Origin of the sequence: uncultured Turicimonas sp., assembly GCF_902477955.1 — a bacterium.
Lineage (GTDB): Bacteria > Pseudomonadota > Gammaproteobacteria > Burkholderiales > Burkholderiaceae_F > Turicimonas.
The window spans coordinates 16,176-38,661 of record NZ_CABSJB010000028.1; the positions used below are offsets into that span (position 1 = coordinate 16,176).

Below are 22,486 nucleotides of genomic sequence, written 5' to 3' on the forward strand. Positions count from 1 at the left end.
AAGTCTTAAACTTTTTCAAGCAGTACAACAGCTTGAGCGACGACTCCCAGTTCCTGACCTTCAAAACCTAATTTTTCATTTGTCTTGGCTTTGACGTTGACGCAATCCGCATCGATCTGCAGGATGTTAGCCAGGTTCATGCAAATTTCGTTGATATAAGGAGAGAGTTTAGGTTTTTGTGCAATGACTGTGCTGTCGAGATTGACGAGTTTGTAACCTTTATCGCGAACCTTCTGCATAGCCTCGGCTAAGAGCCATTCACTGTCGGCTCCTTTGTATTTGTCATCCGTATCGGGGAAGTGTCTGCCGATATCTCCCAAGGCGGCTGCACCTAAGACCGCATCCGTGATGGCATGCAAAAGAACGTCAGCGTCTGAATGGCCGAGCAATCCTTTGTCATGAGGAATTTCTACGCCGCCGAGGATGAATTTTCTTCCTTCGACGAGTTTATGGACGTCGTATCCTTGTCCAACTCTTAAACTAACTGTCATTTCAGTCCTTTATTTCTTTTATCGAGAATTGCTTCGGCAAGCCAAAGATCTGTGGGTCTCGTGACTTTGATATTGGTTTCCGTGCCTTCTACCAAGAGAGGAGAGCAGCCGGTTTTTTCCATTGCACTTGCCTCATCGGTTACGCTTTCTCCTGCTTTCTCCAAAGCTTCTATTAGGTCAAATGCTTTGAACATCTGAGGTGTTTGAGCTGCCCATAATCCCTCTCGAGGGACTGTGTGGGAAGCTGTTCCGTGATCGGATTCTTTTTTTAATGTGTCGTTGACACGAACAGCTAGGAGGCCCCCCTTATCATTTTCAATGCACGTGTCGATGAGTTTTGAGACATCAGAAGGGAGAAGGCAAGGGCGTGCGGCATCATGGACGAGGACCCAATCATTCGAGGTGAATGCGGCATAAGATAATCCGTTTTGAACACTGGAAGCTCGTGTTAAACCGCCCACTCGGGCAACCGTCACGGCATCATTGTCAAAGTTCAATGACTGCGCAAGCATATCGGACGGGGATACTACAACGATAACCCGTGTAATTCTCGGTTCAGCCAATAATGCATCGATTGACAGTTCCAGCATCGTCTTGGTGCCGATTTTTTTATATTGTTTAGGAGACTTATCTCCCATGCGGGAGCCGACTCCTGCCGCAACCACAATAGCGGTCAGATTATTGTTGGCTTGATTCTTAATCATTTCAGTAGGAGTAATTATTAGACCTATATATCTTAACAACCAAAGAAAATTTTTGGTACGAATAATTACTTAAAGAAAAAGCTTTATGTACCAAAGGAGGTATTGAGAGGAAAGAGTTCTCTTTAGAATTCGTCTTGTTGATAGAGAGTTCTCTTTAACGACATTTAGTTCTCCTTAGATTTCGACTGGTTAAGAACATGTTGGCAGCTGTTCTTTCCAGTCTTTTTCTTTTTAGCGGAGAGCCATGTTCCTAGAGAAAAAGCAGGTGTCGGATCCTCAGCTCTGAGCGTCGTTCTGTTTAAGAAGACAATTTTGCCGCTTCCTTGCCTGCAATCCTTCCGAATACAACACATTCCACAAGCGAGCAGCCTCCCATTCGATTTTTCCCGTGAATGCCCCCTGACGCTTCTCCGGCTACATAAAGTCCGCCGATTGGCTCTTCATAGATATCCAGTACCCGGGCTTTGACATCGCACTTCAGGCCCCCGCAGCAGTAGTGAACGGCGAGTTTTTCTTTTCCAACAAAATAGGGTGGCAAGTTAATCTGCTGGAGAACAGTGGTTTTATGAAATTGAGAATCCTTTCCGGAGGCGGCATCAAGGTTATAAGCCATGAGAGTATCTCTTAAATTCGATACCGGACAATGCATTACGGCGGCTACTTCTTCCAAAGATGCGCATTTGTTGACAATTCCGTTCTTTACTCGATTTTCGAAATTCGGTCCTTTGTGGGATTTGGAATCCGTGAGGACCCAAATCTCGGGTAACCCTAGAGTTAGAACCGTGTCAGAGATTTCTTTAAGAGTTTCTCCTTCATTCACAAATCTTTTGCCGTTCGGATCCAAGTAGATATCGCCGCCGACGTAGTCGAGTAAACGTCCTCCGAGATAAAACAACGTCTGAATGTGTTCTAAGTCAAAAGTGTCGGCCCCGATTGCCACAGCCATTTTGAGTCCGTCTCCGGTGGCTGTATCAAGGCCTCGCCCGTAGGGATTGGCGGTACTTGTTAAAGAAGGCGACAGACGAGGGTCGTATTTCTGGCGCAGAGCTTTGTCTTCCGTGTAGCCGCCGGTTGCAATGATGACGGACTTTCCCAGAAGATATTTCAGCTGTCCTACTTCACTTCTAATTACCACACCGTTGACCCGACTCGTCTTTGAGTCTGTCAGCAAATCGAGGACTCGATGGCTGAAGAGGAAGGTTACTCCTAATTCTCTGGCGGTACGGTTGACTTTGAGGACGTAATCAAATCCAGGTAAAGGGGCCTGGGCGTGGAAGCCTCGAGGATAAACTGCACCTACCGGGATAAAAGGTCCTGACCATCGAACTCCCATCGATGCCAGCCACTCGTAAGCACTCCGACTTTGTTCCGCTAGGGTTCTGATGAGCTCAATGTTTCCTATTCTTCCGCCTCCTTCAAATATCTCTTCAGCCATTAACTCAGGAGAATCTTTTCTGCCTTGAGCATCAACATTTGTGGGAAGGGCGGCGCAAAAAGAGCCGCTGGAGTACTTAGAGTGTCCTCCCAGTAAAGGAGTCTTCTCAATCACTAAGACTTTTTCTGCTCCGTTTTCTTTTGCGGATACCGCCGCAGAAAGTCCCGCTAAACCGGAGCCGATGATGATCACATCCCAGAGCTTGTCCAGGTGAGAAAGACCTTGTGCAGAGGCTAACTGCAGAGGGGCGGCGGCCAGCGCAAGGGAGCTCAATAGCTGTCTTCGCGAGATCATAAAGCCTCACCTAACGAGACTAATGCTTTAGTCAGTTCTGCTGCAGAGTGGACTTCTAACTTGTCGACGGCGTTGCCGCGGTGCATTTTTACTGTGGTTAAGGCTACATTCAGCGCCTCTGCTATTTCTTTGTTAGAAAGACCTTTGCTTACAAGCTTAATAACTTCGACCTCTCGAGGAGTAAGAGAGTTGAATTTTCTGCGGAGATCTCTTAATTCTTTTTCCGCGCTTCCTTTCTTTATGCCGATGCTGACGGCTTTTTTTACAGCCTCAGCCAGCTTTTCCGGATCAGCGGGTTTTTCTAAGAAAGTAACCGCTCCATGGGACATTGTGTGAACGGCCATTTCGATGTCGCCGTGACCCGAGAGAAAGATGATTGGAAAATGGGCGAACCCTCTGCTTTCTAAGAGCTCCTGTAGTTCTAGACCTGTCATCCGAGGCATACGAACGTCCAAGATTAGGCAGCCGGGCAAATTCAAATTATCGCGGTTTAGAAAGTCAACGGCATTGTTGTATGTCACCACTTTCCATCCGAGAGCCTCTAAGTAAATCTGGGTGGAGAAGAGAAGACTCTCATCATCATCGACAATCCTTATGAGAGCTTGTTTTTGAAGGTCTTCCATTTAGTTCTTCCTTTGTAATTTTTCTATTGAAATGCTGGCAGTTACTCCGCCTCCGGGTCTTCTTTCAAAATTTAATGCGGCGGAGTGATTGTCGGCGATCTCACGGACAATTGCCAATCCAAGTCCCAGGCCCTCAGGCTTGACACTTTCGCTGAGAGATGAGAGACGAGCAAATTGAGAATCCGAGAGACTTTTGCCTTTATTGGATATTTTCAGCAGCCATTTATTTCCTAAATCGTCCAGGTCGATCTTTACACTGACTTTGCCGGTATCGGACAAACTTGCCGAAGCACCGTTTCGAATAATATTCAGAATTAATAGTTCCAGAGACAAAGGATCTGCAAGGATGGGTGCTTCTTGAACTGATGATTTAAGAGGAATCGAAGCTTCCGGATCTTCTTGCTGAGCAAAAGTTCTCAAAGCTTTTTCGGTAATTTTGAGGAGATCGGAAGGGACTTGTGGGGCTTGTTCCTTCTTGGCAAATTTTCTGACGCTGTCGACAATGGAGGCAATTCTCCGGGCTTCGCTGTCAATATTGGAGATAACCTTTGCGGTAATGTCGTCTCCGGAACCCTGTCGTTTTGCTTTGAGCTTCAGTACGGCCGCATAGTTGATGAGCGCTCCTAAAGGCTGCTTTAGCTCATGCGCAATAATATTGGACATTTGGGAGATTACTCCCGATCTTTCAATGTGAGAAAGACGTTTGCGTCCTTCGATGGCCTCTTGTTCTGCGGCTTCTTTGGCCTTTAATGCTGAAGAAAGCTGAGCGGTGCGTTTGTCAACAAGACGATGGATTCGGAGCTCGTTCAAGAAAAGGAACAGAAGGACAAGCAGGACGATAAATATTTCCGTTGAATAAGTTTTGAGAAGGTTCTTTACCGAATAATCCCGAAGGTTCTCGAACATGCCGAACTTAAGGTCTTTCATAAGGGCCAACATCTCGGAAAAGTCATTGCTGACTGCCCATTCGCTTTTATTGGTATCCGGCATTGTGAAGAGGGCAACCGTAATGTCTTTAACGACTTTATCCGGAGCATTCTGCATGGAAGCCATAACGGTTCCGGGGTAAAGGCCTACGGTTGAACGAGCACAATAAAAGGGTTCCTGTTCACGATTATTAGGAACTGCATCTATCACTTTAACGGCGCCCGGAGAAAGGAGGCCTTCGGCCTGGAGCTGCTCCAGGGCACATGTCGGAAGGATGCCTACATCCGATTTACCTGACAAAACTTCAGCGACTACTCCTGCAAAGAAGAATGGAGCTAGACGCACTTCAGAAAAAAAGTTCTCCGGATCAAGCCCTCTTCTCTTAATTTCTCCCAAAGCGGCCCACCAATCTCCGACTGTACCAGTATCGGCTGTTGAAACCGTTTTTCCTTTCAGATCCTCAATTGTCTTGATATCGCCTCGATTTTTTGAGGTGATGAAAGCCGAGCCTATCGATCGGGAGGCATCGGAAGAAAAAATCGTCTTCCTAACCGCAATATCATGCGCTCCTAGGCCTTCCGAAGCGGTAATTTGAATGAAGTATTCGCTGGGAACGATAAGAAATTCCGGTTTAATCGATTTGATTTCGCTAATAAGGTTCGAGGAGGTCAGAGCCACTAACCTAAAAGAATACTTGTTATTGAGTTTTTCCTGAAGATACTCAACCGTAGGACCAATGGCGTCATCGTCCATGTTGGTTGTTGTTTGTCTCACATATCCGATGGTCAAAGAGGGTCTGCTGTCTTTTTCGAGTGCAGAGGTTCCTTGGCAAAATACGCTCAAGCCAAAAACAAAGATTGTGAGAAAAAGCCGACCTCTAAACATGAGGTGATTTTCTCAAATCTTGTATAGAAAAATAATGAGTACTTTCGAGAAGAGTTTTTGAAACCGCTTGGAGGAAGTGGAGGACGATTCGGCTCAAAGTTTTTTGAAAACTGCAAAAAAAATGGGAGGCGAAGCTCCCATGTGTTAACGAAGATAGATTACTTCATTTCCCAAATAATCTTATCTAAGGGAAGTCTGGATTTAGGACGAGTGGCATTGTGGTCATTGGCAGCGTCGTATCCGAGTGTGACAAGCAAAACCGATTTCAAACCGTAATTATCCAAACCAAGAATCTTGTCCATCGTTTTTTCTTCAAAGCCTTCAATAGGAGTGGAGTTAATCCCTAAGCTCGCTGAGCCGTAGAGAAGGGTAGTCATGGCAATGTAAGCCTGCTTAGCTTCCCAAGTCAAAGTTGTGTGAGCTGAGTCGCGAAGACCGACGAAGTATTTTCTGGATTCTCTTTGTTCTTTGACGATCTGATCGCTCAAAAGTCTTCCGTCCTTAATTTCTTGATCAAGGATTTCTTCCAAGTATTTGTCGCTGAGGCCGTCTCTGATGGCGATTACGACAAAGTGCGAGCATGTATCTGTTCTAGGCCAGTTAAAGTCGTTGACGGCCGGACGGATTTTTTTCTTAGCCTCATCGCTGGAACCGAAAATAAATACCCAAGGCTGGCTGTTAACTGAAGAGGGAGATAGTCTGAGAATCTCTTTTAATTTCTTGATGTCGTCCTCCGGAATCTTTTTGGAAGGATCAAATTTTTTAGCTGTGAAGCGCGTCTTGGACAGTTCAAGAAAATCCATCGTTTTTTCTCCTATAGAATACGATTACATGATGATATGGCATAGTATCACCAGCAGTTGCGTTCTCCCGAATGAAAAAATAAACGTTAAATGTACCTAACATTTGGCTAAATACTGAGCACATGAAAACTAAAATCCTCATTACCGGATGCTGCGGATATGTCGGCAACGCCATGGTATTAGATCTATTAAAGCGCAAAAAGGAATTCGACGTGCGCGTGACTTCCCGCATTGAGAAAATGGTGGACCACCCGGAAGTTTCATGTTTTTGCTGTGAACCGTTCGAAGAAAGACCGAATCTTCGTGAAGCACTGGAAGGGGTCGATGTCGTGGTGCATGCCAGTGCCCTAGAGAAAGCCAATCACGGAACGCCGGTTGAAATTTCGACATTGCAAAGAATATTTGTGCTTGGTTCAGTCTATCTTGCGCAAGCCGCTGCTCAGGCGGGCGTAAAAAGATTTGTTTTTCTCAGCACCATAGAGGTTGACGGGGAAGTCACGCCGCCGGGCAAAAAGTTCTATGCCGACTCGGTACCGCGTCCGAAACTTGCTCTTGGTAAGACCATGCTTGCGGCCGAGAGAGAAGTCAGAAAAATAGCGGAAGAAAGCAAAATGGAGCTTGTGATCGTCCGCTGTCCTATGGTTTACGGACCCGAGTGCAGCAATCTTTTCAGAGCCGTTCAACTGATGGTTCAGTTCTGCCTGCCGCTTCCATTGGGCAGTACGGGAGATAACGAGCGCTCATTGGTTAGTATTGATAATCTTGTGGATTTTCTAAGGTGCGTCTCCGTGCATGAGAAAGCCGCCAATGAAGTTTTTCTGGTGAGCGACGGTCAGGATTTGTCAACACTGCAGATTTTTAAGCTGCTTGCTAGAACCGGACATCGGCCGTGCATGCTGTGGCCGTTCCCTAAAAAGCTCCTTTCTCTTTTCAATAGCTACATCGGAAGGCGAACTTGGGGAGAATTTTTCTTTGAAAGCCGCGTTGAAGACATAACTAAAAACCGTTTGATTTTAAATTGGATCCCGCCGATTAGCGTCGAAGAGGCGTTCACAAGAAGCTGGTATAAAAAAGAAAAACTTAGCGTTCGCAAAGAAGAAGGATGAAGACTTTTTCTTGAATTAAGCTCTTTTTGGCGAATTTTTGTTCCGGGCGTAGTACTCTAACGCACGGAAAGGAAACGTATGTCAATAGTCCTGCAAATTATCTTAGCAACAGTTATATCCTCGGCGCTTTCTATAGTGTTGGCCGGGTTGATTAGTTTTCGATTCTTGGATAGATATATGTCCAAGATGTTATGCCTGTCGGCAGGACTTCTCTTGGCCGTTTCTTTCACGCATCTTCTTCCGGAGGCCTTTGAGCATCATGAAGATGCGACCTATATCGGATGGACTCTTCTGTTAAGCGTTTTGATTCTTTTCGGCATTGAACAATTTTTCTCTCATCATGAAGCAGAAAATGTTTCTCAAATGATCGAAGAGAGCAGAAAAAGCCAAGGCAGAGGAGGTCAAGCGATTCTTCTTGGAGACGCCTTCCACAATTTGACAGACGGCGTATTGATTGCCAGCGCCTTTATGGTGACACCGAGTTTAGGTTGGATTACGGCGTTGGCCATTATGGCCCATGAAATTCCGCAAGAGGTCGGAGACTTTATGGTTCTTCTTCATTCCGGCTTCAGTAAAGGCCGAGCCTTGTTCTATAACCTGCTTTCGGGCTTTACGTCCGTTATCGGCGGGATTCTCGGCTACTTCCTCTTAGACAAAGTCAGCTGGCTTATCCCATACGCATTTGCAGTGGCTGCGGCAAGCTTTATTTACATTGCTTTGTCCGATTTGATGCCGGAGATGATCAAGAAGGGCAGAACTGCCTTTTTTACGCAGATGCTCTTTATTGTCTTAGGCGTTCTGCTTGCAATCGTAGCGACTGGGTCTTTGCATACGCATTAATCTGCATCCTTGAATTTCTCGGAGGTTTACGGATTCCTAAACCTCCGAGAAAAAAGTATTGCTGCTAGTTGCAGACAATTGGATTTGATTCATCGTCAATCCATTGGCTCCAAGAACCTGTGTAAAGATGGGATCCGACTAAACCGCATAAATCCATTGCAAATAGATTAACGGAGGCATTAACCCCCGAGCCGCAACTATTGATGATTTGGCCCGGTTTTCTGCCGTTCAACAACTCAAGAAATTCTTTACGAAGTTCAACCGGAGATTTGAAAGTTCCGTCTTTGTTGAAGTTCATAGAGCCGGGACGGCAAACGGAACCCGGAATGTGCCCCGCCTTTTTATCAATAGTTTCGCCGATACCATGGAAACGAGACTCTGAGCGGGCATCCACGACAAGATACTCATGAGTATTTAAATTATCCTGCACCGTTTTCATTTCTGTTGGGATTTCAAACGGTTCGTTAGCGTTAATCACACCGGCCTCCGGAACGGCTGGTTCAGTCGAAACGGGGAATTTCTGATTTACCCATGCTTGATAACCGCCGTCGAGTACTGCGACTTTTTCCAGACCGATCCAGCGAAGCTGGAACCACAACCTAGTAGCAAATCCAAGTCCTCCTTGGTCGTAAATGACAATCTGTTTATCGGAACTTACGCCGAGGGCTTCCATGTTCTTGATAAAAGTTTCTCGGTCGGGCATTGGGTGGCGGCCTGTTCCGTGACAGACCTTGCCTGTAACAACTCTATCAAAATCGCATAGAACCGCGCCCGGGATATGACCTTCTTTATAAAGTTCAATGCCGATGTCCGGATTTCCGATGCTGCAGCGGCAGTCAAGAACACAAAGAGGAACTTTTTTGCCTGTAATCTTTTGATTAACAAGGATTGCGTGGAGTTCCTGAACATTCATCAAAGTGGTATAAATCATAATCTCTCCGGTTAATGCCGAGATTGTAATGTTTGGTTCGAAGGCATGGAACGAAATCCTGGTGTTTTCTGAGGCGTATAGAATTCGTTTGAATATCTTTCAGATCTGAATTTCATGCGCTTTCTAGACCTTTAACCATTTAAAATCTTTTTAAATAGGATAAAGTTAGGTAAAGTACTACTTTCTGAGAAAAGCAAGAAAAATGGCACAAGATAAAACAAAGGAAATTTCTCAAATGTCCTACGAAGAGGCTTTGGCTGAATTGGAACAACTTTCCAATAAAATGAGCCAAGGTGGTCTTACTCTGGAAGAGTCCGTGGCGACATATCAGAGAGGTATCGAGTTAGGTTCTCATTGTCAAAAACTTTTGGATGAAGCTCAGAAAAAAATTCAGAAGCTGGATTCCGAACTGACTGCAATCACTTCTTCAGACTTAAAAGACGATGTGCCTTTTTAGTTAACAATAAAAAGAAATATGAGTAAAAGTTTTAATGAGTGGGTCAAAGATTGCCAGCAAAGAGTGGAGGTAGCTGCAGGAGAGCTTTTGCCTCCAACAGATCTTGAACCCAAAATCCTGCATGAAGCCATGCGTTATTCCGTTATAGGAGGCGGAAAAAGAGTCCGTCCTCTACTGGTATACGCAGTAAGCGAACTATTTGGGGCTGATGAGCACAACGCAGACAGAGTGGCTCTTGCTATCGAGTGCGTTCATTCATATTCATTGATCCATGATGATCTTCCCTGCATGGATAATGATATGCTGCGTCACGGAAAGCCCACAACTCACGCAAAATACGGCGAGGCGATGGCAATGCTTGCCGGAGACGCGCTTCAGCCGGAAGCCTTCATTTATATTTCCGAGACTACTCTTAATCCTCACCAAAAGCTTGTTCTTATTTCTTTACTTGCCGACGCCGCTTCGAGCCGCGGTATGTGCGGCGGACAAGCCATCGATTTATCTATGGTCGGTAAAAAGATGACTTTGGAAGAGCTCCGGCATATGCATGCCTTGAAGACAGGGACTCTTCTTCATGCTGCCGTTATGTCGGGCATTTGGTGTGCGAAAGAAGAATCGTCCAGCGAGGAATTGGTTGAAGCACTTTCATCCTACGGTAATGCCGTAGGTTTGCTTTTTCAGATTGTTGATGACATTTTGGACGTTGTCTCAAGCGCAGAGAAGCTTGGTAAAACGGCCGGTAAAGACGCATTAGAAAACAAGCCGACTTACGTTTCTATTTTAGGATTAGATAAATCTCGTGAGTTAGCAAAAGAACAATATGAGCTGGCCCTAGCGTCAGTGCAAAAAATTGAAAATATCGTCGGCGGTAATAAAACACTCCGTCTCAGAGAAATTGCCGACTTTATTTATTCCCGGGATCACTAACTATGTATGAGCTGCTTGAAACTGTTAATTCTCCCGGAGATCTAAAAAAACTCAGTATTCCGGAGCTTGAGGTCTTAGCAAAAGAGCTTCGGGCCTTTATTATTGATTCAGTCTCAAAAACCGGAGGGCATCTGTCTTCCTCTTTGGGCTGTGTCGAATTAGCCATTGCAATTCACTACGTTTTTGACACTCCTGAAGACAAGTTGATTTGGGACGTCGGCCATCAGGCATATGCCCATAAGATTCTTACCGGCAGAAGAGAACAGATGGCTCATCTACGCCAATACCAAGGTTTATCCGGGTTCCCGAAGATTACCGAGAGTGAATTCGATGCATTCGGAACCGGTCACTCTTCAACTTCCATCTCCGCCGCCTTAGGTATGGCAGTCTCCGCGCGTGAAAGAGGACTCAGAGACCGGCATCACGTGGCAGTTATCGGCGACGGAGCAATGACCGCAGGCATGGTATTTGAGGCTATGAACTGTGCAGGGGACATGAAAGACATTCGTCTTTTGGTTATCCTAAATGATAATGATTGTTCTATTTCTCCTCCCGTAGGAGCATTGAGCAAGCATTTCTTTAGTTTGATGAGCGGACGCTTTTACGCCCAAGCTCGTGAATCAGTAAAGGCTTTGGTCCGCCCGATTCCGCGCCTTTATGATTTGACAAGAAAGGCCGAAGAATACAGTAAGGGCATCGTAGCTCCTGCCTCCACACTTTTTGAAGAGTTTGGTCTTAATTATCATGGTCCTATCGACGGACATGATTTGAAAGCTTTGATTCCTTTGCTCAAGAACATGAAAGAGTTGCCCGGGCCACTGGTTCTTCATATTGTCACTGAGAAGGGGCACGGTTATGAGCCGGCTGCTCATGATCCGACACAGTACCACGGCATCTCACCGTTTGATGTGAAAGTCGGAATTCAAGCTAAAGCTCATGCAAAGACTTATACGGAAGTTTTTAGTGACTGGCTTTGCGAGATAGGAGCCAAAGATAAGAAGATTGTTGGGATTACGCCGGCAATGGAATCCGGTTCGGGGCTTACTAATTTTGCTAAGAAGTTCCCGGATAGATTTTTTGATGTTGCCATTGCTGAACAGCATGCCGTGACATTTGCCGCCGGCTTGGCAATTGACGGCATGAAGCCTGTCTGTGCGATCTACTCAACTTTTTCCCAGAGAGCCTTCGACCAGATCGTCCATGATGTAGCTCTGCAGAATCTGCCGGTTCTCTTTCCGCTTGACAGAGGCGGCATTGTAGGGGCTGACGGCGCAACCCATCACGGAGCCTTCGATCTTTCTTTCCTGCGCTGCATTCCGAATTTGGTCATCATGGCTCCAAGTGATGAGAATGAAACGCGCCAAATGCTCTATACCGGCTATAAATACAACGGTCCGGCTGTTGTCCGCTATCCGAGAGGGAAGGGACCGGGCGTTGAGATTGTCGAGGAGATGCGGGAGCTTCCGCTTGGCAAGGCAAGAGTGATGAGACAATCAGGGGCAGAAAAAGGAAAACGTGTGGCCATTTTGGCTTTTGGCTCCATGGTGTATCAATTGCTCCCGCTGGCAGAAGAACTTGATGCAACTCTTGTCGATATGAGGTTCGTGAAACCTTTGGATAAAGAAATTATTAAAGAAGCGGCCGAAAATCATGATTTAATTGTGACCGCTGAAGAAAATGTTATTCAAGGCGGAGCTGGCTCTGCTTGTTTGGAAGCCATTGCAGAATTTGGCGGCGCACTTCCAGTTTTGCAAGTCGGCATTCCTGACAAGTTTGTGGAACAAGGAGACAATCCTTCCTTGTTTAAGGAATGCGGCTTGGATAACGACAGTATTAGAGAGAAAATACTAAATAGATTAAAAGCATAAGAATCGGAGCATCTTTATGAGCTTTTCCGTTAAGAATGACGTTGACCTCACGAAGTTAAATACATTTAGGATAACTGCGAAAGCCAAAGAATTCGCTGATATTGAAACCGCCGAGGATTTAGAGAAGGCTGCGGACTTCCTTTCCCAATACCCGGAGAAAAGATTCTTAATTCTCGGGGGCGGTTCTGATATTTTGTTCAGTCAGGATTTCGATGGAATTATTCTCCGCAACCATCTTTATGGGGTTGAAGCAGCCGGCGAGGATGAGGAGTTCTACTACGTAAAAGCAGCTTCCGGTGAAGATTGGCACAGTTTTATTCTAAGAACATTGGATGCGAAAAAGCCCGGTTTAGAAAACCTTACTTTGATTCCGGGAACGGTAGGCGGTGCTCCGATTCAGAATATCGGTGCTTACGGTATGGAAGTGGCCGAGAGAATTCATTGCGTTGAATATTTTGATCTGAAGACCAAAGAACGTAAAGTCCTCAGCAATGAAGAGTGCGATTTCGGCTATAGAACTTCTGTGTTCAAGAAGCCGGAAATGAAGAATGCTTTTATCACCTCTGTGACTTTCAAGCTGCCAAAGAAATGGGAACCGGTGATTAGCTATAAGGACTTGAGAGAGCATCTGCAGTCCAATCACGCACCCGAGCTTCATCCAACGGATATCTACAATTCCGTGATTGCTATCAGAAAGAGAAAACTTCCCTCTCCTCATAAACTTGGAAGTGCAGGCAGTTTCTTCAAGAATCCGGTATTAAGCCGTGAAGAATTTCACGCCCTGCAAGAAAAGAATCCGTCAGTGGTCGCTTATCCGATGGCCGGAGGACGCTATAAAGTGTCGGCAGCTTGGCTTATCGATAATGCGGGATTAAAAGGCTTAAGAATGGGCGATGTCGGCGTCTATGAAAAACAGCCTTTGATTATTGTCAATTACGGCAGTGCTTTCGGCGAAGACGTTGTCGGGATGGCGCAAGATATTCGCGTCCGTGTCAAAAACTGCTTTAACGTAAAGCTTGAGCCGGAAGTCGTTATAGTCTAGTTCTGACTTTTCTTTCCGCCAACAAAAAGCGAACTCATCGGAGTTCGCTTTTTGGCATCAGGCGCAGAGCCTTAGACTTTAGGCTGGGCTAAGAAAGCACGAATCAGCGGAGTAAGACGCTTAACGATTTCTTCAGCTTCAGTTTCCGTAAGGATTAGCGGAGGAACAAGTCGGATCACATTGCCGGCTGTGACGCTGAACGTCAAACCTGCTTTAAGAGCCGGTTCCAACAAATCATGTGCGTCACGGTCGAGTACTACACCGAGCATTAAGCCTTTTCCTCTGATTTCAAGAACACCGGAGAAACCGTTTAAAGACTTAGAAAGATCTTTCTTAAGCTTCTTACCAACGTTGTAGGCATTTTCAACAAGATTTTCATCTTCGATAATGCTCAAAGTTTCCAATGCAGCGCGCATCGCCAGAGGATTGCCGCCGAAAGTAGAACCGTGGTTGCCCGGTGTGAAGATATTGGCTTTGTTGTCAACCACGACGGCACCAACAGGAACTCCGCCGGCAAGTCCTTTAGCCAAGGTCATGACGTCAGGTTTAATTTCTGCCCATTGATGAGCAAACCATTTGCCGGAACGTCCGAGCCCACATTGGATTTCGTCAACCATTAAAAGCCAATCATTTTCGTCGCAGATTTGGCGGTATTCTTTCATGGCGGACAGATCAATCGGATTGACTCCGCCTTCACCTTGAATCGGCTCAAACATCAAAGCAACGATATCTTTATTGGTCTTGGCCAGTTCACGCAGTCCGTCTAAATCATTTTCATCAATTTGAATGATGCCTTCCATGAACGGATCGAAATCTTTACGAACGCCGGGATTGCCGGTCGCAGACAAAGTAGAGATTGAACGTCCGTGGAATGCTTTTTTGAGAACGACGATGGTAGGAACCTTGATTCCTTTCTGATGACCGTATTTTCGAGCAATCTTAAAGGCACATTCGTTGGCTTCGAGGCCGCTGTTGCAGAAGAAAACAGCGTCTAATCCGGAATGTTCGAGCAGCTTGGCAGCTACCTGTTCTTGAAGGCTGATTTGGAAATAATTAGAGCAGTGAATTAACTTCGATGCTTGATCACTGATGGCCTTTACAAGGCGAGGATGGGCATGTCCGACAGCATTAACAGCGATACCGGCGAGCGCATCTAAGTATTTATTACCTTCTTTATCCCAAAGCCAAACACCTTGTCCATGATCAAATTCGACAGGGAGACGGCCGTAGGTATTCATCAGATTTGACATTGGCAAACCTATCCTTACAAAGATGTTATAAAAAATCCTCAAATTCGAGGTTAATTCTCGAATTATAGATTTAATGTAAAGAAGATTGAATAAGGAAAGAATTTATTTCATGGCATTTGTGGCAAACACGCATGAAAAAAGGGACCGCGAAGGTCCCCTTAACGAATTCGTCCGAATTATTAGGCCATTGCCTTGATAAATGCGGTCAAACGGCTCTTATGACGAGCAGCTGCGTTCTTGTGAAGAACTTTCTTATCAGCCATGGAGTCAATAACGGACTGAGCAGCAGTGTAAGCCTGCTGAGCAGCAGCCTTATCGCCAGTAGCGATAGCTTTGCGGACGGATTTGATTGCTGTACGATAGCGAGAACGCTGAGCAGAGAGGTGCTTGTTGCGAGCAACAGACTGAATAGCGCGCTTGCGAGCTTGTTTAGTATTTGCCATTGTTTAAATTCCTTGCCTATGCGAGTGGCTTGTACAAAAAATCACCGGTTGCCACTGCAATATTAGGGCTAGGCCGGTTGTTAAATAAAATTAATACTAGACGACAGTTCCGAGGCAGCCGTCATCAAACAAGTCCGAGAGTATACAACAAAATTAAAATTAATGGACTATGTGAAAGTATTGTAAAAATGTATCTTTTGGCATATTTCAGGACTATATTTCAAGAAAAATCTTTCCGCTAGGAACAAACCCGAATTGGTTGTTGCCGAAAAAGATTAGTTCTTGAAAACAACATGTTGTTCGAGATTCTAAAAACTTTTTCATTAACTTAAGAGAGCGGACAAATTCGCACGCAAACTGTTATTTTTAGGACTGATTTGCGGATAAATCCCGAAGTCTGCATTTCACACGATTAGAATGTTGTGCTTTAAAAGCCGAGGACGTCTCGGCACCTGTTTTTAGTTTTCCTATACGCAAAAAGAGATTAAGAGGTAGATGTGAGTATTTTTAGAAGTGCAGCAGTGATTTCGGGCATGACTCTTATCTCAAGAATCACAGGTCTTATCAGAGATATTTTAATTGCACGATTTTTCGGCGTAAGCGGAGATACCGACGCCTACTACGTTGCATTCCGGCTTCCGAATTTGTTACGCCGTCTTTTTGCGGAAGGTGCTTTTCAGCAAGCTTTTGTACCGATGCTTGCCGATGCAAAGTCTACTAAGGCACAAGATGAAGCTAAGACGTTTATTGACAGAGTTGCAAGTTTATTGGCCAGTGTCGTTCTTCTTATCAGCGTTTTAGGCTCTCTATGTGCGCCGATTCTTGTTTGGATTATTGCCTCAGGCTTGTATGAAGAACCGCAGACATTCACTACAGCAAGCCAGTTGACAAGAATTATGTTCCCGTACATTTTTTTCATGTCAATGGTTGCCCTTAGTTCATCCATTTTGAATACATGGAAAGAATTTGCGATTCCGGCTGCTGTTCCAATTCTTTTGAATCTGTCTTTGATTTGCGCTACTTTGTTTTTAGCGCCGCATATGGAAAGGCCGATCTTTGCTTTGGCAATCGGCGTCATGGCAGGCGGCTTTCTGCAGCTGGCTGTTCAAATTCCTGCGTTGTGGAAGAGAGGCTTGTTGCCGAAGCCTGTTTCTCCGCTTACTGCTCTTAAGGATCCGGCCGTAAGGAGAGTCCTAAAACTTATGGTCCCGGCTTTGTTTGCGGTCGGCGTTGCACATATTTCTATTCTTATTAATACCAATATCGCTTCTTTCCTAGCGGAAGGTTCGGTTACTTGGCTGACTTATGCCGACCGTTTGATGGAGTTCCCAACCGCTTTGCTTGGCGTGGCTCTTGGTACGGTTCTGCTTCCAAGTCTTTCGGCTGCTTTTGCAAAGGGCTCGATGGATAAATATAACGCGTTGCTCAACTGGGGGCTCAAGCTGATTATTGCTTTTGCCATTCCTGCGGCTTTAGGCTTGGCCTTTCTTTCGGATGCTTTGGTATCCGTCCTTTTTCAAAGCAAATTGTTCGGGCCGAACGATGTTGTCCAAACTTCAAATGCAGTTTTGGGCTATTCCATAGGACTTATCGGTTTGATTGGAATTAAGATTCTTGCCCCGGGTTTTTATGCTCAAAAAGACATTAAAACCCCGGTCAAAGTGGCTTGCGCAGCTCTGATTGTCACTCAGCTTTTTAACCTTATTAATGTTCCTTTATTTGCTCATGCCGGATTGGCGTTGTCAGTAGGGCTCGGGGCTTGTTTTAACAGTACGATTCTTCTTTGCATTCTGAGAAAACGAAAGATTTTTACCCCGGTTGAGGGCTGGAGGAAGCTGTTTATGTCGGTATTTGTTTCCTCAGTTGTGTTGTGCGCGATTCTTTTCGCTGCCCAGATGCAAATTGATTGGGCGCATCTGCAAATGAGCTGGGCCATGAAAATGACCATCCTCTGCGGACTGATTGCCGTTGCCGGCTTTGCGTATTTATTCATGCTTTTTGTTTGCGGTTACAGGCTTTCTGATTTGCGAGTCAAAGACGTTGAATAGTCCTCAAAGGTCTCATTTTTGTGCATTTCGCCCAATACCCGGGACTTTCTCCTGCACAATCAATATAAATAATCTAACTGTGTAGGAGATTTTCCGATGAGCAAGAAAGAAGAATTAAAGGAACAAGTAGAAACCGAAGCACTCATGGATGCAGAAGTTGAGGCAGCTACCGACTGCGGTTGCTGTTGTTCTACCAAATCCAAGAAAGAAGCAAAAGAAGAAAAAGAACAGCTTGAAACTGAAGCATTGATGGATGCAGAAGTCGAAGCTGCAACTGACTGCGGATGCGGCTGTTCTAAGTAATTTTGTTGGAAAAAGACCTCTGACTGTTGATTCAGCAGAGGTCAAACTTTAGCTTTTACCATCCGGTCTGAGCGTGGTTTTGAAGAATCAGGTCCATGAGAACAAGGGCCATAAGAGCCTCAAGTACAGGAACGGCTCTAATCGAGACACAAGGGTCGTGTCTGCCTTTTGTGCTCACCGTAGTATCTTGCATCTGAGAATTCAACGTTGCTAAGGGCAAGCGGATAGAAGGGGTAGGTTTGATGGAAACGGTTGCGTAAACCGTTTGGCCGGTAGAAATCCCTCCTAAGATGCCGCCGGAATGATTGCTCAAAAAATGATCTTTAGCCTTAGAGTCCATCTGATCGGCGTTTTGGCTGCCTTTTAATCCAGCTGCTTTGATGCCTTCTCCGATTTCAACTCCCTTAACGGCATTGAGTCCCATAAAGGCGAATGCCAATTCTGCATCCAGTCGGTCATAAATAGGCTGACCGATACCAACGGGGACATTTTCAGCTTTAACAAAAACTTTTCCGCCGGCAGAGTCTCCGGATTTCCTGAGACTATCCATGAAACTTTCTAATTGAGGAATGATTTCTTTATCGGCACAGAAGAAGCTATTTTGATCGACTTCATCCCAATCATTAATGGGTAGTTCAAGATTTCCTAATTGAACCAAGCAAGCTTGGATATTGACATTGAACTGTTCCTTCAGCCATTTCTTTGCGATTGCACCGGCCGCCACCGTCGGGGCAGTCAGCCTTGCAGAACTCCGGCCGCCTCCGCGCGGATCTCGGATTCCGTATTTTTGAGCGTATGTCCAATCGGCATGAGCCGGACGGTAAAGATTTGCAATTTCGGAATAGTCTTTGCTCTTTTGGTCTTCATTTCGAATAAGAAGGCCGATTGGAGTGCCGGTTGTTACACCGTTGTAGACACCGGAAAGGATCTCAACCGTATCGCTTTCTTTTCGTTGAGTCACGTGCCGGGAAGTCCCGGGTTTTCTTCTGTCAAGTTCTACTTGGATATCGTTGACATCCAGCTTCATCCCGGGAGGAACCCCGTCAACAACTGCACCGATAGCCGGACCATGAGACTCTCCGAAATTTGTGACTACCAACAATTTACCGATACTTGAACCCGCCATATCTTTCCTCTTTTTAGTCTGTGCTCAAAATTGTAGGAGAGAAAGAAACTCAAAAGGAAAGAGGACAGAACTTTTTTGAATTTGGAAAAAGTTAACTTTACTTGTAGAGCTCTGTTGGTCAAAAGACATTGACGAATTTCTAAAACAGAGAAAGATTCAAAAATCGGTTGAGTCCAACGCGTTATCAGTACCTATTCAGGTGTGAGGATCTGTTTTTTGTAACAAATTCTTCTTAGAATGTTTTGCATTACAGGAGGAAAAAGTGAGTCTCGAAGTATCAATCAGAAATGCAAGCAAAGACGATATAGAGGCGATGCTGTGTCTCTATAGTCAGATTGTGGTGATGGGAACGGGCAGCTTAGATTTGCGGTTACCCTCTTCTAAGGATATCGAAAGAACAAGAGAATATGCTGAAGAGCATCATTGCCCTTGTTTTGTAGCTGAAGTTTCCGGAGAGGTTGTAGGATTTGCCTATGTTTTACCGTTTAGTCCGGAGCAGGGATATGTCAATACTGTCCGTGACTTCGTTTTTGTTCATCCAGAAGCTCAAGGTGATGGTGTAGGAACGCAGCTCCTTACGGCACTGATCGCAGAGTGCGAAAGCAAGGGCTATCGTCAGATGATTGCTTATATCGGCGATAAAGAAAACAAAGCTGCAATCGCTCTTCATGAGAATTGCAAATTTGAGAGAGTCGGAGAATTGAAATCAGTCGGTTGGAAATTGGGCCGCTGGCTCGATACGTTGGTTTATCAACGAGTTCTTCAGCCTGGTGATGCGGATGCACCGACTTTGTCCGGCGAAGCGAATTAAAATGATGTAATTCGATAATTCTTCTCTTAACTGGAAATAGTCATGAGCGATGAACAAAAGTACGATGCAGAATGGAGCGTAGCAACCTTAACGGACGCCCTTGAGGCCCTGCAAGATTTGATTGCCGAAATTGAAGACAGTCCTGAGGAAGTCAAAGAGATTTTGGATGAGGGCATCATTAACGTCTATGCAAAGCTGAATTACGCTTATCACAGTGCTGAGGATGGTCCGGAGGCACTGATGCAAATGTCTGATGACGATATTATTTCCTTCCCGCCGGTCCTTCCGATGTATGGCACACCGGCACTTTGTCCGGAAAAGCAACGAAACAATTAAAAATTTAGGATCCTTCCTTTCCTCCTGGAGGAAGGTTAATTCTTGAGGCGTTTTGGGAGTTTTAAGGTTCGGGAGCGCCTAAATTATTTCTCTTTTTCCGCTGATGCGTTGCAGAACAAGGCGAGTTTTTAGCCGAAAAATCCGGAGATACGACCTCGAAAAACGAAAAAAAAAAGCCACTCGCACATAAAGTGTCGAGCGGCATATGTTCCACAGAGTTAACGGGAACTCAATCCTCAAATCCAAGTGGAATTTACTTCAGACTGTTTGAGCAGTCCGGAAAGAAAATTCTCAGCTTGGTAACCTCAAATCCCAAGGAGTGAGGGATAAATAAATCCCTCGAACGAAATACTAGAACAAACCCGAAAAAAAGTAAAGTAAACCCTAAGAATAGTTATCTCAAAAAAGGTATGCATTTGTTAAATTACGGATGGTTTCCTATTGCAAATACGCACTCAAAAAGAGTTCTATGCATTGAATTTTTTTCGGTGTTTCTTACTTGCTAAAATTCTCTTACTTTTAGAAAAATATTTTGGTCATGACAGAGCAGCATTACGTCCAAGAAGAGACGGACGAAGGTCTTAAGTTCGCCCATTTGCTTTTAAAGCTAATAAAGTCTCCGGACAGAGTAACTAGAAAAGAATGGGATTATTTGGATTCCATTCATATTGGAATGATTGAGCGTGAAGCCGGTTATACGCACGCCCAAGCTCTTCATGTCGCAAATCAGATAGATAGAATTCAAGCCTATGTCAGCAGCTGGGGAAGAATGGAGTTTCTTTCGGACGCTCTGATGATGTGGTTAATTGGCGGCGGCTTTATTTTGGCTGGCGTTTTGTTAGCTCTTTTAGACATTCCGAATTCCTTATTGGGAAGAACCGTTGTCCCGTGCAGCTTAGGCATTGGAACTTTCTTTTTGGTGATGCCGTTTATCGGAAGAAAGAAAGCCTTTAGCTATAACAAAGACTGCTTCGAAGAAACTTTAATCAGCATTTTGGGTGTAGGACTTCTTAAAAGATGCTGCGAATGCACAGAAGATCTTATTCGCCGCCTCTCTCCGCATGAAAGTAAAGAAATTCTGATTAAGGTCGTGGAAAAATTTCTTGAATCCAAGAAAAATAAGCTGACTAAGGCTGAAGAATTGTCGTTGCTTCATCAATTACTGGAGGGCTTCGGGATGACTCTTGCCGATCTGCCGTTTCCGGTAGTACACGAAATTTCAGATCATTGACCATTTTGTACTTGTAATTGGCCTAAGATTACGGTTTCTCCCTAATATTGTCGAATAGAGGAAAAAACATAATTGCTGGCTGAATTATGAGCGATACATTAAAAAATACAGAGTTGTTGTCCCATAAAAAAGGGGATTCGGCTTATATACATAAAAACACATCATCTTCTAAAAAGCTCCTTGCCTTTGCATCTGCTTTGACCTTGGGTTTTGCCGTGGTGGAAATCATCGGCGGCTACTTGGCCAATTCTTTGGCCCTGTTGTCCGATGCCGGTCATATGGTGACTGACTCGGCTTCTTTGCTGTTTGCTTTTGCTGCTAGTGTCATGGCTCAAAAGGCAGCAAGTGTCAAATACTCCTACGGCTACGCCAAAATGGAAGTTGTCGCGGCATTAATTAATGGCATCGTGATGTTCTTCGTGGTCGGTTGGATTTTTTATGAAGCAGTCGAACGTTTGGCAAATCCGCAGCCCGTCGAAGGCGGAAGCGTCTTTATCGTGGCCTCTATCGGTTTGCTTGTGAATATTTTGGTTGCTTGGATTCTTTCTCACGACTCCAAGAATTTAAATACCCGAGCTGCACTGCTTCACGTGATGGGCGACTTGCTCGGCTCAATTGCCGCTATTTTGGCCGGTTTGATCATTTATTTCGGCGGTCCTATTCAAGCTGACCCGGTACTTTCCATGTTCGTGAGCTGTTTGATTCTGAACTCTTCATACTCCATCATCAAAAAGTCTCTTCGACTCTTACTTGACGGTGTTCCGGAGGACATTTCTTACGAGGAAGTCGGAACTACGCTGGAAGAGGTGCCGGGCGTAAAGTCTGTTCATGATCTCCATGTGTGGAATATGGATGGAAACGAAATTGCCCTTTCTGCTCACGTAACCATTTTGGATTTCCAGAAATGGCCGGAGATTCTGAGCATCGCAAGGAATCAGTTGGAAGCTAAATTTGGAATTACTCACGTGACCATTCAGCCGGAAGAAGAGGAGCATGCCTGAGCGGCAAAATAAAGGAAGAAAGAATATGGATAACGAAGTAACACTCAAAGGCGTCGTCACTGAAGTTATAGACAATGGCAACATGGGAGAGATTAACTGCGGGAAAAATAACATTTTTACTTTTTCCAGCGACCAATTAAGTAGCGGCTATTCTCCTGTCCTAAAAGATATTGTTGAATTCACTTTAATCGAAGATAAGCCTTACAACATCAAGCTTTACCATCGTCAAAAGAATGTTTCCGCAGATCCTACGTCAGTTGATTTGAAAGTTAAGTGTCCACATTGCGGTGAACCAATAATTCCTAAAGCCAAAGTAGTGAACGGGAAGGTGAGTGCAACGTTTTGCCCTAAGTGTTCGCAGGAGTTAGAGAAATTCAATACGCCTCCGAAACCTAATTTTTTAAATTGGATTTTGGCAATCATCATTGGTATCTTAATAATTGCTTGTATTTATCAGACCCACCTGTAAAACACCGTCCTTTAGGACGGTGATATAAGGGTCGAATATAATAATTTTTTCAGTAAGGCGTATTCTGTTGTTCAATGTACTGTTTGATAATAGAAATAGGTGCACCCCCACAACTTGCAGCAAAATAAGAAGGAG

Annotated in this window: 23 protein-coding genes and 1 pseudogene; 13 read left to right on the forward strand and 11 right to left on the reverse strand. The window is 44.9% G+C overall.

What is annotated here, in order from left to right:
* Positions 1-5: 5 nt before the first annotated feature.
* The 6 genes from ispF to RDK53_RS08805 all read right to left on the reverse strand — a co-directional run bounded on the left by ispF (position 6) and on the right by RDK53_RS08805 (position 6,162).
* Positions 6-491 carry a 2-C-methyl-D-erythritol 2,4-cyclodiphosphate synthase gene (ispF, locus tag RDK53_RS08780; protein ID WP_308514212.1) on the reverse strand — a complete coding sequence of 162 codons (486 nt, stop codon included), beginning with the start codon at positions 489-491 and terminating at the stop codon, positions 6-8.
* Positions 488-1,195, reverse strand: coding sequence for a 2-C-methyl-D-erythritol 4-phosphate cytidylyltransferase (ispD, locus tag RDK53_RS08785; protein WP_308514213.1), 708 nt, complete (start codon positions 1,193-1,195; stop codon positions 488-490). Before ispD ends, ispF begins: the two co-directional genes overlap by 4 nt.
* Before the next feature lie 298 nt (positions 1,196-1,493).
* On the reverse strand, positions 1,494-2,924 hold the full coding sequence (locus RDK53_RS08790) for a flavocytochrome c (RefSeq protein WP_308514214.1): 1,431 nt from the start codon (positions 2,922-2,924) through the stop codon (positions 1,494-1,496).
* Positions 2,921-3,547 carry a response regulator gene (locus RDK53_RS08795; protein WP_308514215.1) on the reverse strand — a complete coding sequence of 209 codons (627 nt, stop codon included), beginning with the start codon at positions 3,545-3,547 and terminating at the stop codon, positions 2,921-2,923. The genes RDK53_RS08790 and RDK53_RS08795 overlap by 4 nt, the downstream gene beginning before the upstream one ends.
* Positions 3,548-5,359 (reverse strand): PhnD/SsuA/transferrin family substrate-binding protein, encoded by a 1,812-nt coding sequence (locus RDK53_RS08800; RefSeq protein WP_308514216.1) that lies wholly within the window; start codon positions 5,357-5,359, stop codon positions 3,548-3,550.
* Positions 5,360-5,517: 158 nt separating this feature from the next.
* Positions 5,518-6,162 carry a nitroreductase family protein gene (locus RDK53_RS08805; protein ID WP_308514217.1) on the reverse strand — a complete coding sequence of 215 codons (645 nt, stop codon included), beginning with the start codon at positions 6,160-6,162 and terminating at the stop codon, positions 5,518-5,520.
* Between the two features lie 122 nt (positions 6,163-6,284).
* Here RDK53_RS08805 and RDK53_RS08810 point away from each other — a divergent pair, with 122 nt between their 5' ends.
* Positions 6,285-7,268, forward strand: coding sequence for an NAD-dependent epimerase/dehydratase family protein (locus RDK53_RS08810; RefSeq protein WP_308514218.1), 984 nt, complete (start codon positions 6,285-6,287; stop codon positions 7,266-7,268).
* 78 nt (positions 7,269-7,346) lie between these two features.
* Positions 7,347-8,108: a ZIP family metal transporter gene (locus tag RDK53_RS08815; RefSeq protein ID WP_308514219.1), complete on the forward strand. Its 762-nt coding sequence runs from the start codon at positions 7,347-7,349 to the stop codon at positions 8,106-8,108.
* A gap of 64 nt (positions 8,109-8,172) precedes the next feature.
* Here the strand turns inward: RDK53_RS08815 and RDK53_RS08820 are convergent, their stop codons facing one another.
* On the reverse strand, positions 8,173-9,039 hold the full coding sequence (locus RDK53_RS08820) for a sulfurtransferase (protein ID WP_308514220.1): 867 nt from the start codon (positions 9,037-9,039) through the stop codon (positions 8,173-8,175).
* A gap of 202 nt (positions 9,040-9,241) precedes the next feature.
* On the opposite strand from RDK53_RS08820, the gene xseB reads away from it, so the two are divergent.
* The 4 genes from xseB to murB are packed head-to-tail and all read left to right on the forward strand — an operon-like array spanning position 9,242 to position 13,333.
* Positions 9,242-9,496: an exodeoxyribonuclease VII small subunit gene (gene xseB, locus RDK53_RS08825; protein WP_308514221.1), complete on the forward strand. Its 255-nt coding sequence runs from the start codon at positions 9,242-9,244 to the stop codon at positions 9,494-9,496.
* Between the two features lie 18 nt (positions 9,497-9,514).
* Positions 9,515-10,423, forward strand: coding sequence for a farnesyl diphosphate synthase (locus tag RDK53_RS08830; protein ID WP_308514222.1), 909 nt, complete (start codon positions 9,515-9,517; stop codon positions 10,421-10,423).
* Between the two features lie 2 nt (positions 10,424-10,425).
* A complete protein-coding gene (gene dxs / locus RDK53_RS08835) occupies positions 10,426-12,291 on the forward strand; it encodes a 1-deoxy-D-xylulose-5-phosphate synthase (protein WP_308514223.1) in 1,866 nt (621 codons plus the stop codon).
* A 10-nt stretch (positions 12,292-12,301) separates the two neighbouring features.
* The gene (gene murB, locus RDK53_RS08840; RefSeq protein ID WP_308514231.1) at positions 12,302-13,333 is read left to right on the forward strand and encodes a UDP-N-acetylmuramate dehydrogenase; all 1,032 of its coding nucleotides are present in this window, start codon (positions 12,302-12,304) and stop codon (positions 13,331-13,333) included.
* A gap of 71 nt (positions 13,334-13,404) precedes the next feature.
* Here the strand turns inward: murB and RDK53_RS08845 are convergent, their stop codons facing one another.
* Together RDK53_RS08845 and rpsT are read right to left on the reverse strand one after the other, a co-directional pair.
* On the reverse strand, positions 13,405-14,583 hold the full coding sequence (locus tag RDK53_RS08845) for an aspartate aminotransferase family protein (protein ID WP_308514224.1): 1,179 nt from the start codon (positions 14,581-14,583) through the stop codon (positions 13,405-13,407).
* A 179-nt stretch (positions 14,584-14,762) separates the two neighbouring features.
* The gene (gene rpsT, locus RDK53_RS08850) at positions 14,763-15,026 is read right to left on the reverse strand and encodes a 30S ribosomal protein S20 (protein WP_066592754.1); all 264 of its coding nucleotides are present in this window, start codon (positions 15,024-15,026) and stop codon (positions 14,763-14,765) included.
* 497 nt (positions 15,027-15,523) lie between these two features.
* On the opposite strand from rpsT, the gene murJ reads away from it, so the two are divergent.
* Together murJ and RDK53_RS08860 are read left to right on the forward strand one after the other, a co-directional pair.
* Positions 15,524-17,074 carry a murein biosynthesis integral membrane protein MurJ gene (murJ, locus tag RDK53_RS08855; RefSeq protein ID WP_308514225.1) on the forward strand — a complete coding sequence of 517 codons (1,551 nt, stop codon included), beginning with the start codon at positions 15,524-15,526 and terminating at the stop codon, positions 17,072-17,074.
* 96 nt (positions 17,075-17,170) lie between these two features.
* Complete coding sequence (locus RDK53_RS08860) at positions 17,171-17,377, forward strand: hypothetical protein (protein WP_066592748.1); 207 nt, start codon at positions 17,171-17,173, stop codon at positions 17,375-17,377.
* A gap of 55 nt (positions 17,378-17,432) precedes the next feature.
* Here the strand turns inward: RDK53_RS08860 and aroC are convergent, their stop codons facing one another.
* Positions 17,433-18,503: a chorismate synthase gene (aroC, locus tag RDK53_RS08865; protein ID WP_308514226.1), complete on the reverse strand. Its 1,071-nt coding sequence runs from the start codon at positions 18,501-18,503 to the stop codon at positions 17,433-17,435.
* A gap of 262 nt (positions 18,504-18,765) precedes the next feature.
* On the opposite strand from aroC, the gene RDK53_RS08870 reads away from it, so the two are divergent.
* From RDK53_RS08870 to RDK53_RS08890, 5 genes are all read left to right on the forward strand, one after another.
* A complete protein-coding gene (locus RDK53_RS08870) occupies positions 18,766-19,314 on the forward strand; it encodes an N-acetyltransferase family protein (protein WP_308514227.1) in 549 nt (182 codons plus the stop codon).
* Between the two features lie 42 nt (positions 19,315-19,356).
* Entirely contained in the window at positions 19,357-19,650 is a 294-nt protein-coding gene (locus RDK53_RS08875; protein WP_277037021.1) for a hypothetical protein, read from the forward strand.
* A gap of 538 nt (positions 19,651-20,188) precedes the next feature.
* Complete coding sequence (locus RDK53_RS08880; RefSeq protein WP_308514228.1) at positions 20,189-20,881, forward strand: hypothetical protein; 693 nt, start codon at positions 20,189-20,191, stop codon at positions 20,879-20,881.
* A gap of 86 nt (positions 20,882-20,967) precedes the next feature.
* Positions 20,968-21,882, forward strand: a complete 915-nt coding sequence (locus tag RDK53_RS08885) for a cation diffusion facilitator family transporter (RefSeq protein WP_308514229.1) — start codon at positions 20,968-20,970, stop codon at positions 21,880-21,882.
* 25 nt (positions 21,883-21,907) lie between these two features.
* A complete protein-coding gene (locus tag RDK53_RS08890; RefSeq protein WP_308514230.1) occupies positions 21,908-22,351 on the forward strand; it encodes a zinc ribbon domain-containing protein in 444 nt (147 codons plus the stop codon).
* A gap of 49 nt (positions 22,352-22,400) precedes the next feature.
* On the opposite strand, the pseudogene RDK53_RS08895 reads toward RDK53_RS08890, so the two are convergent.
* Positions 22,401-22,486: pseudogene (locus RDK53_RS08895) on the reverse strand (IS200/IS605 family transposase); the annotation flags it as partial.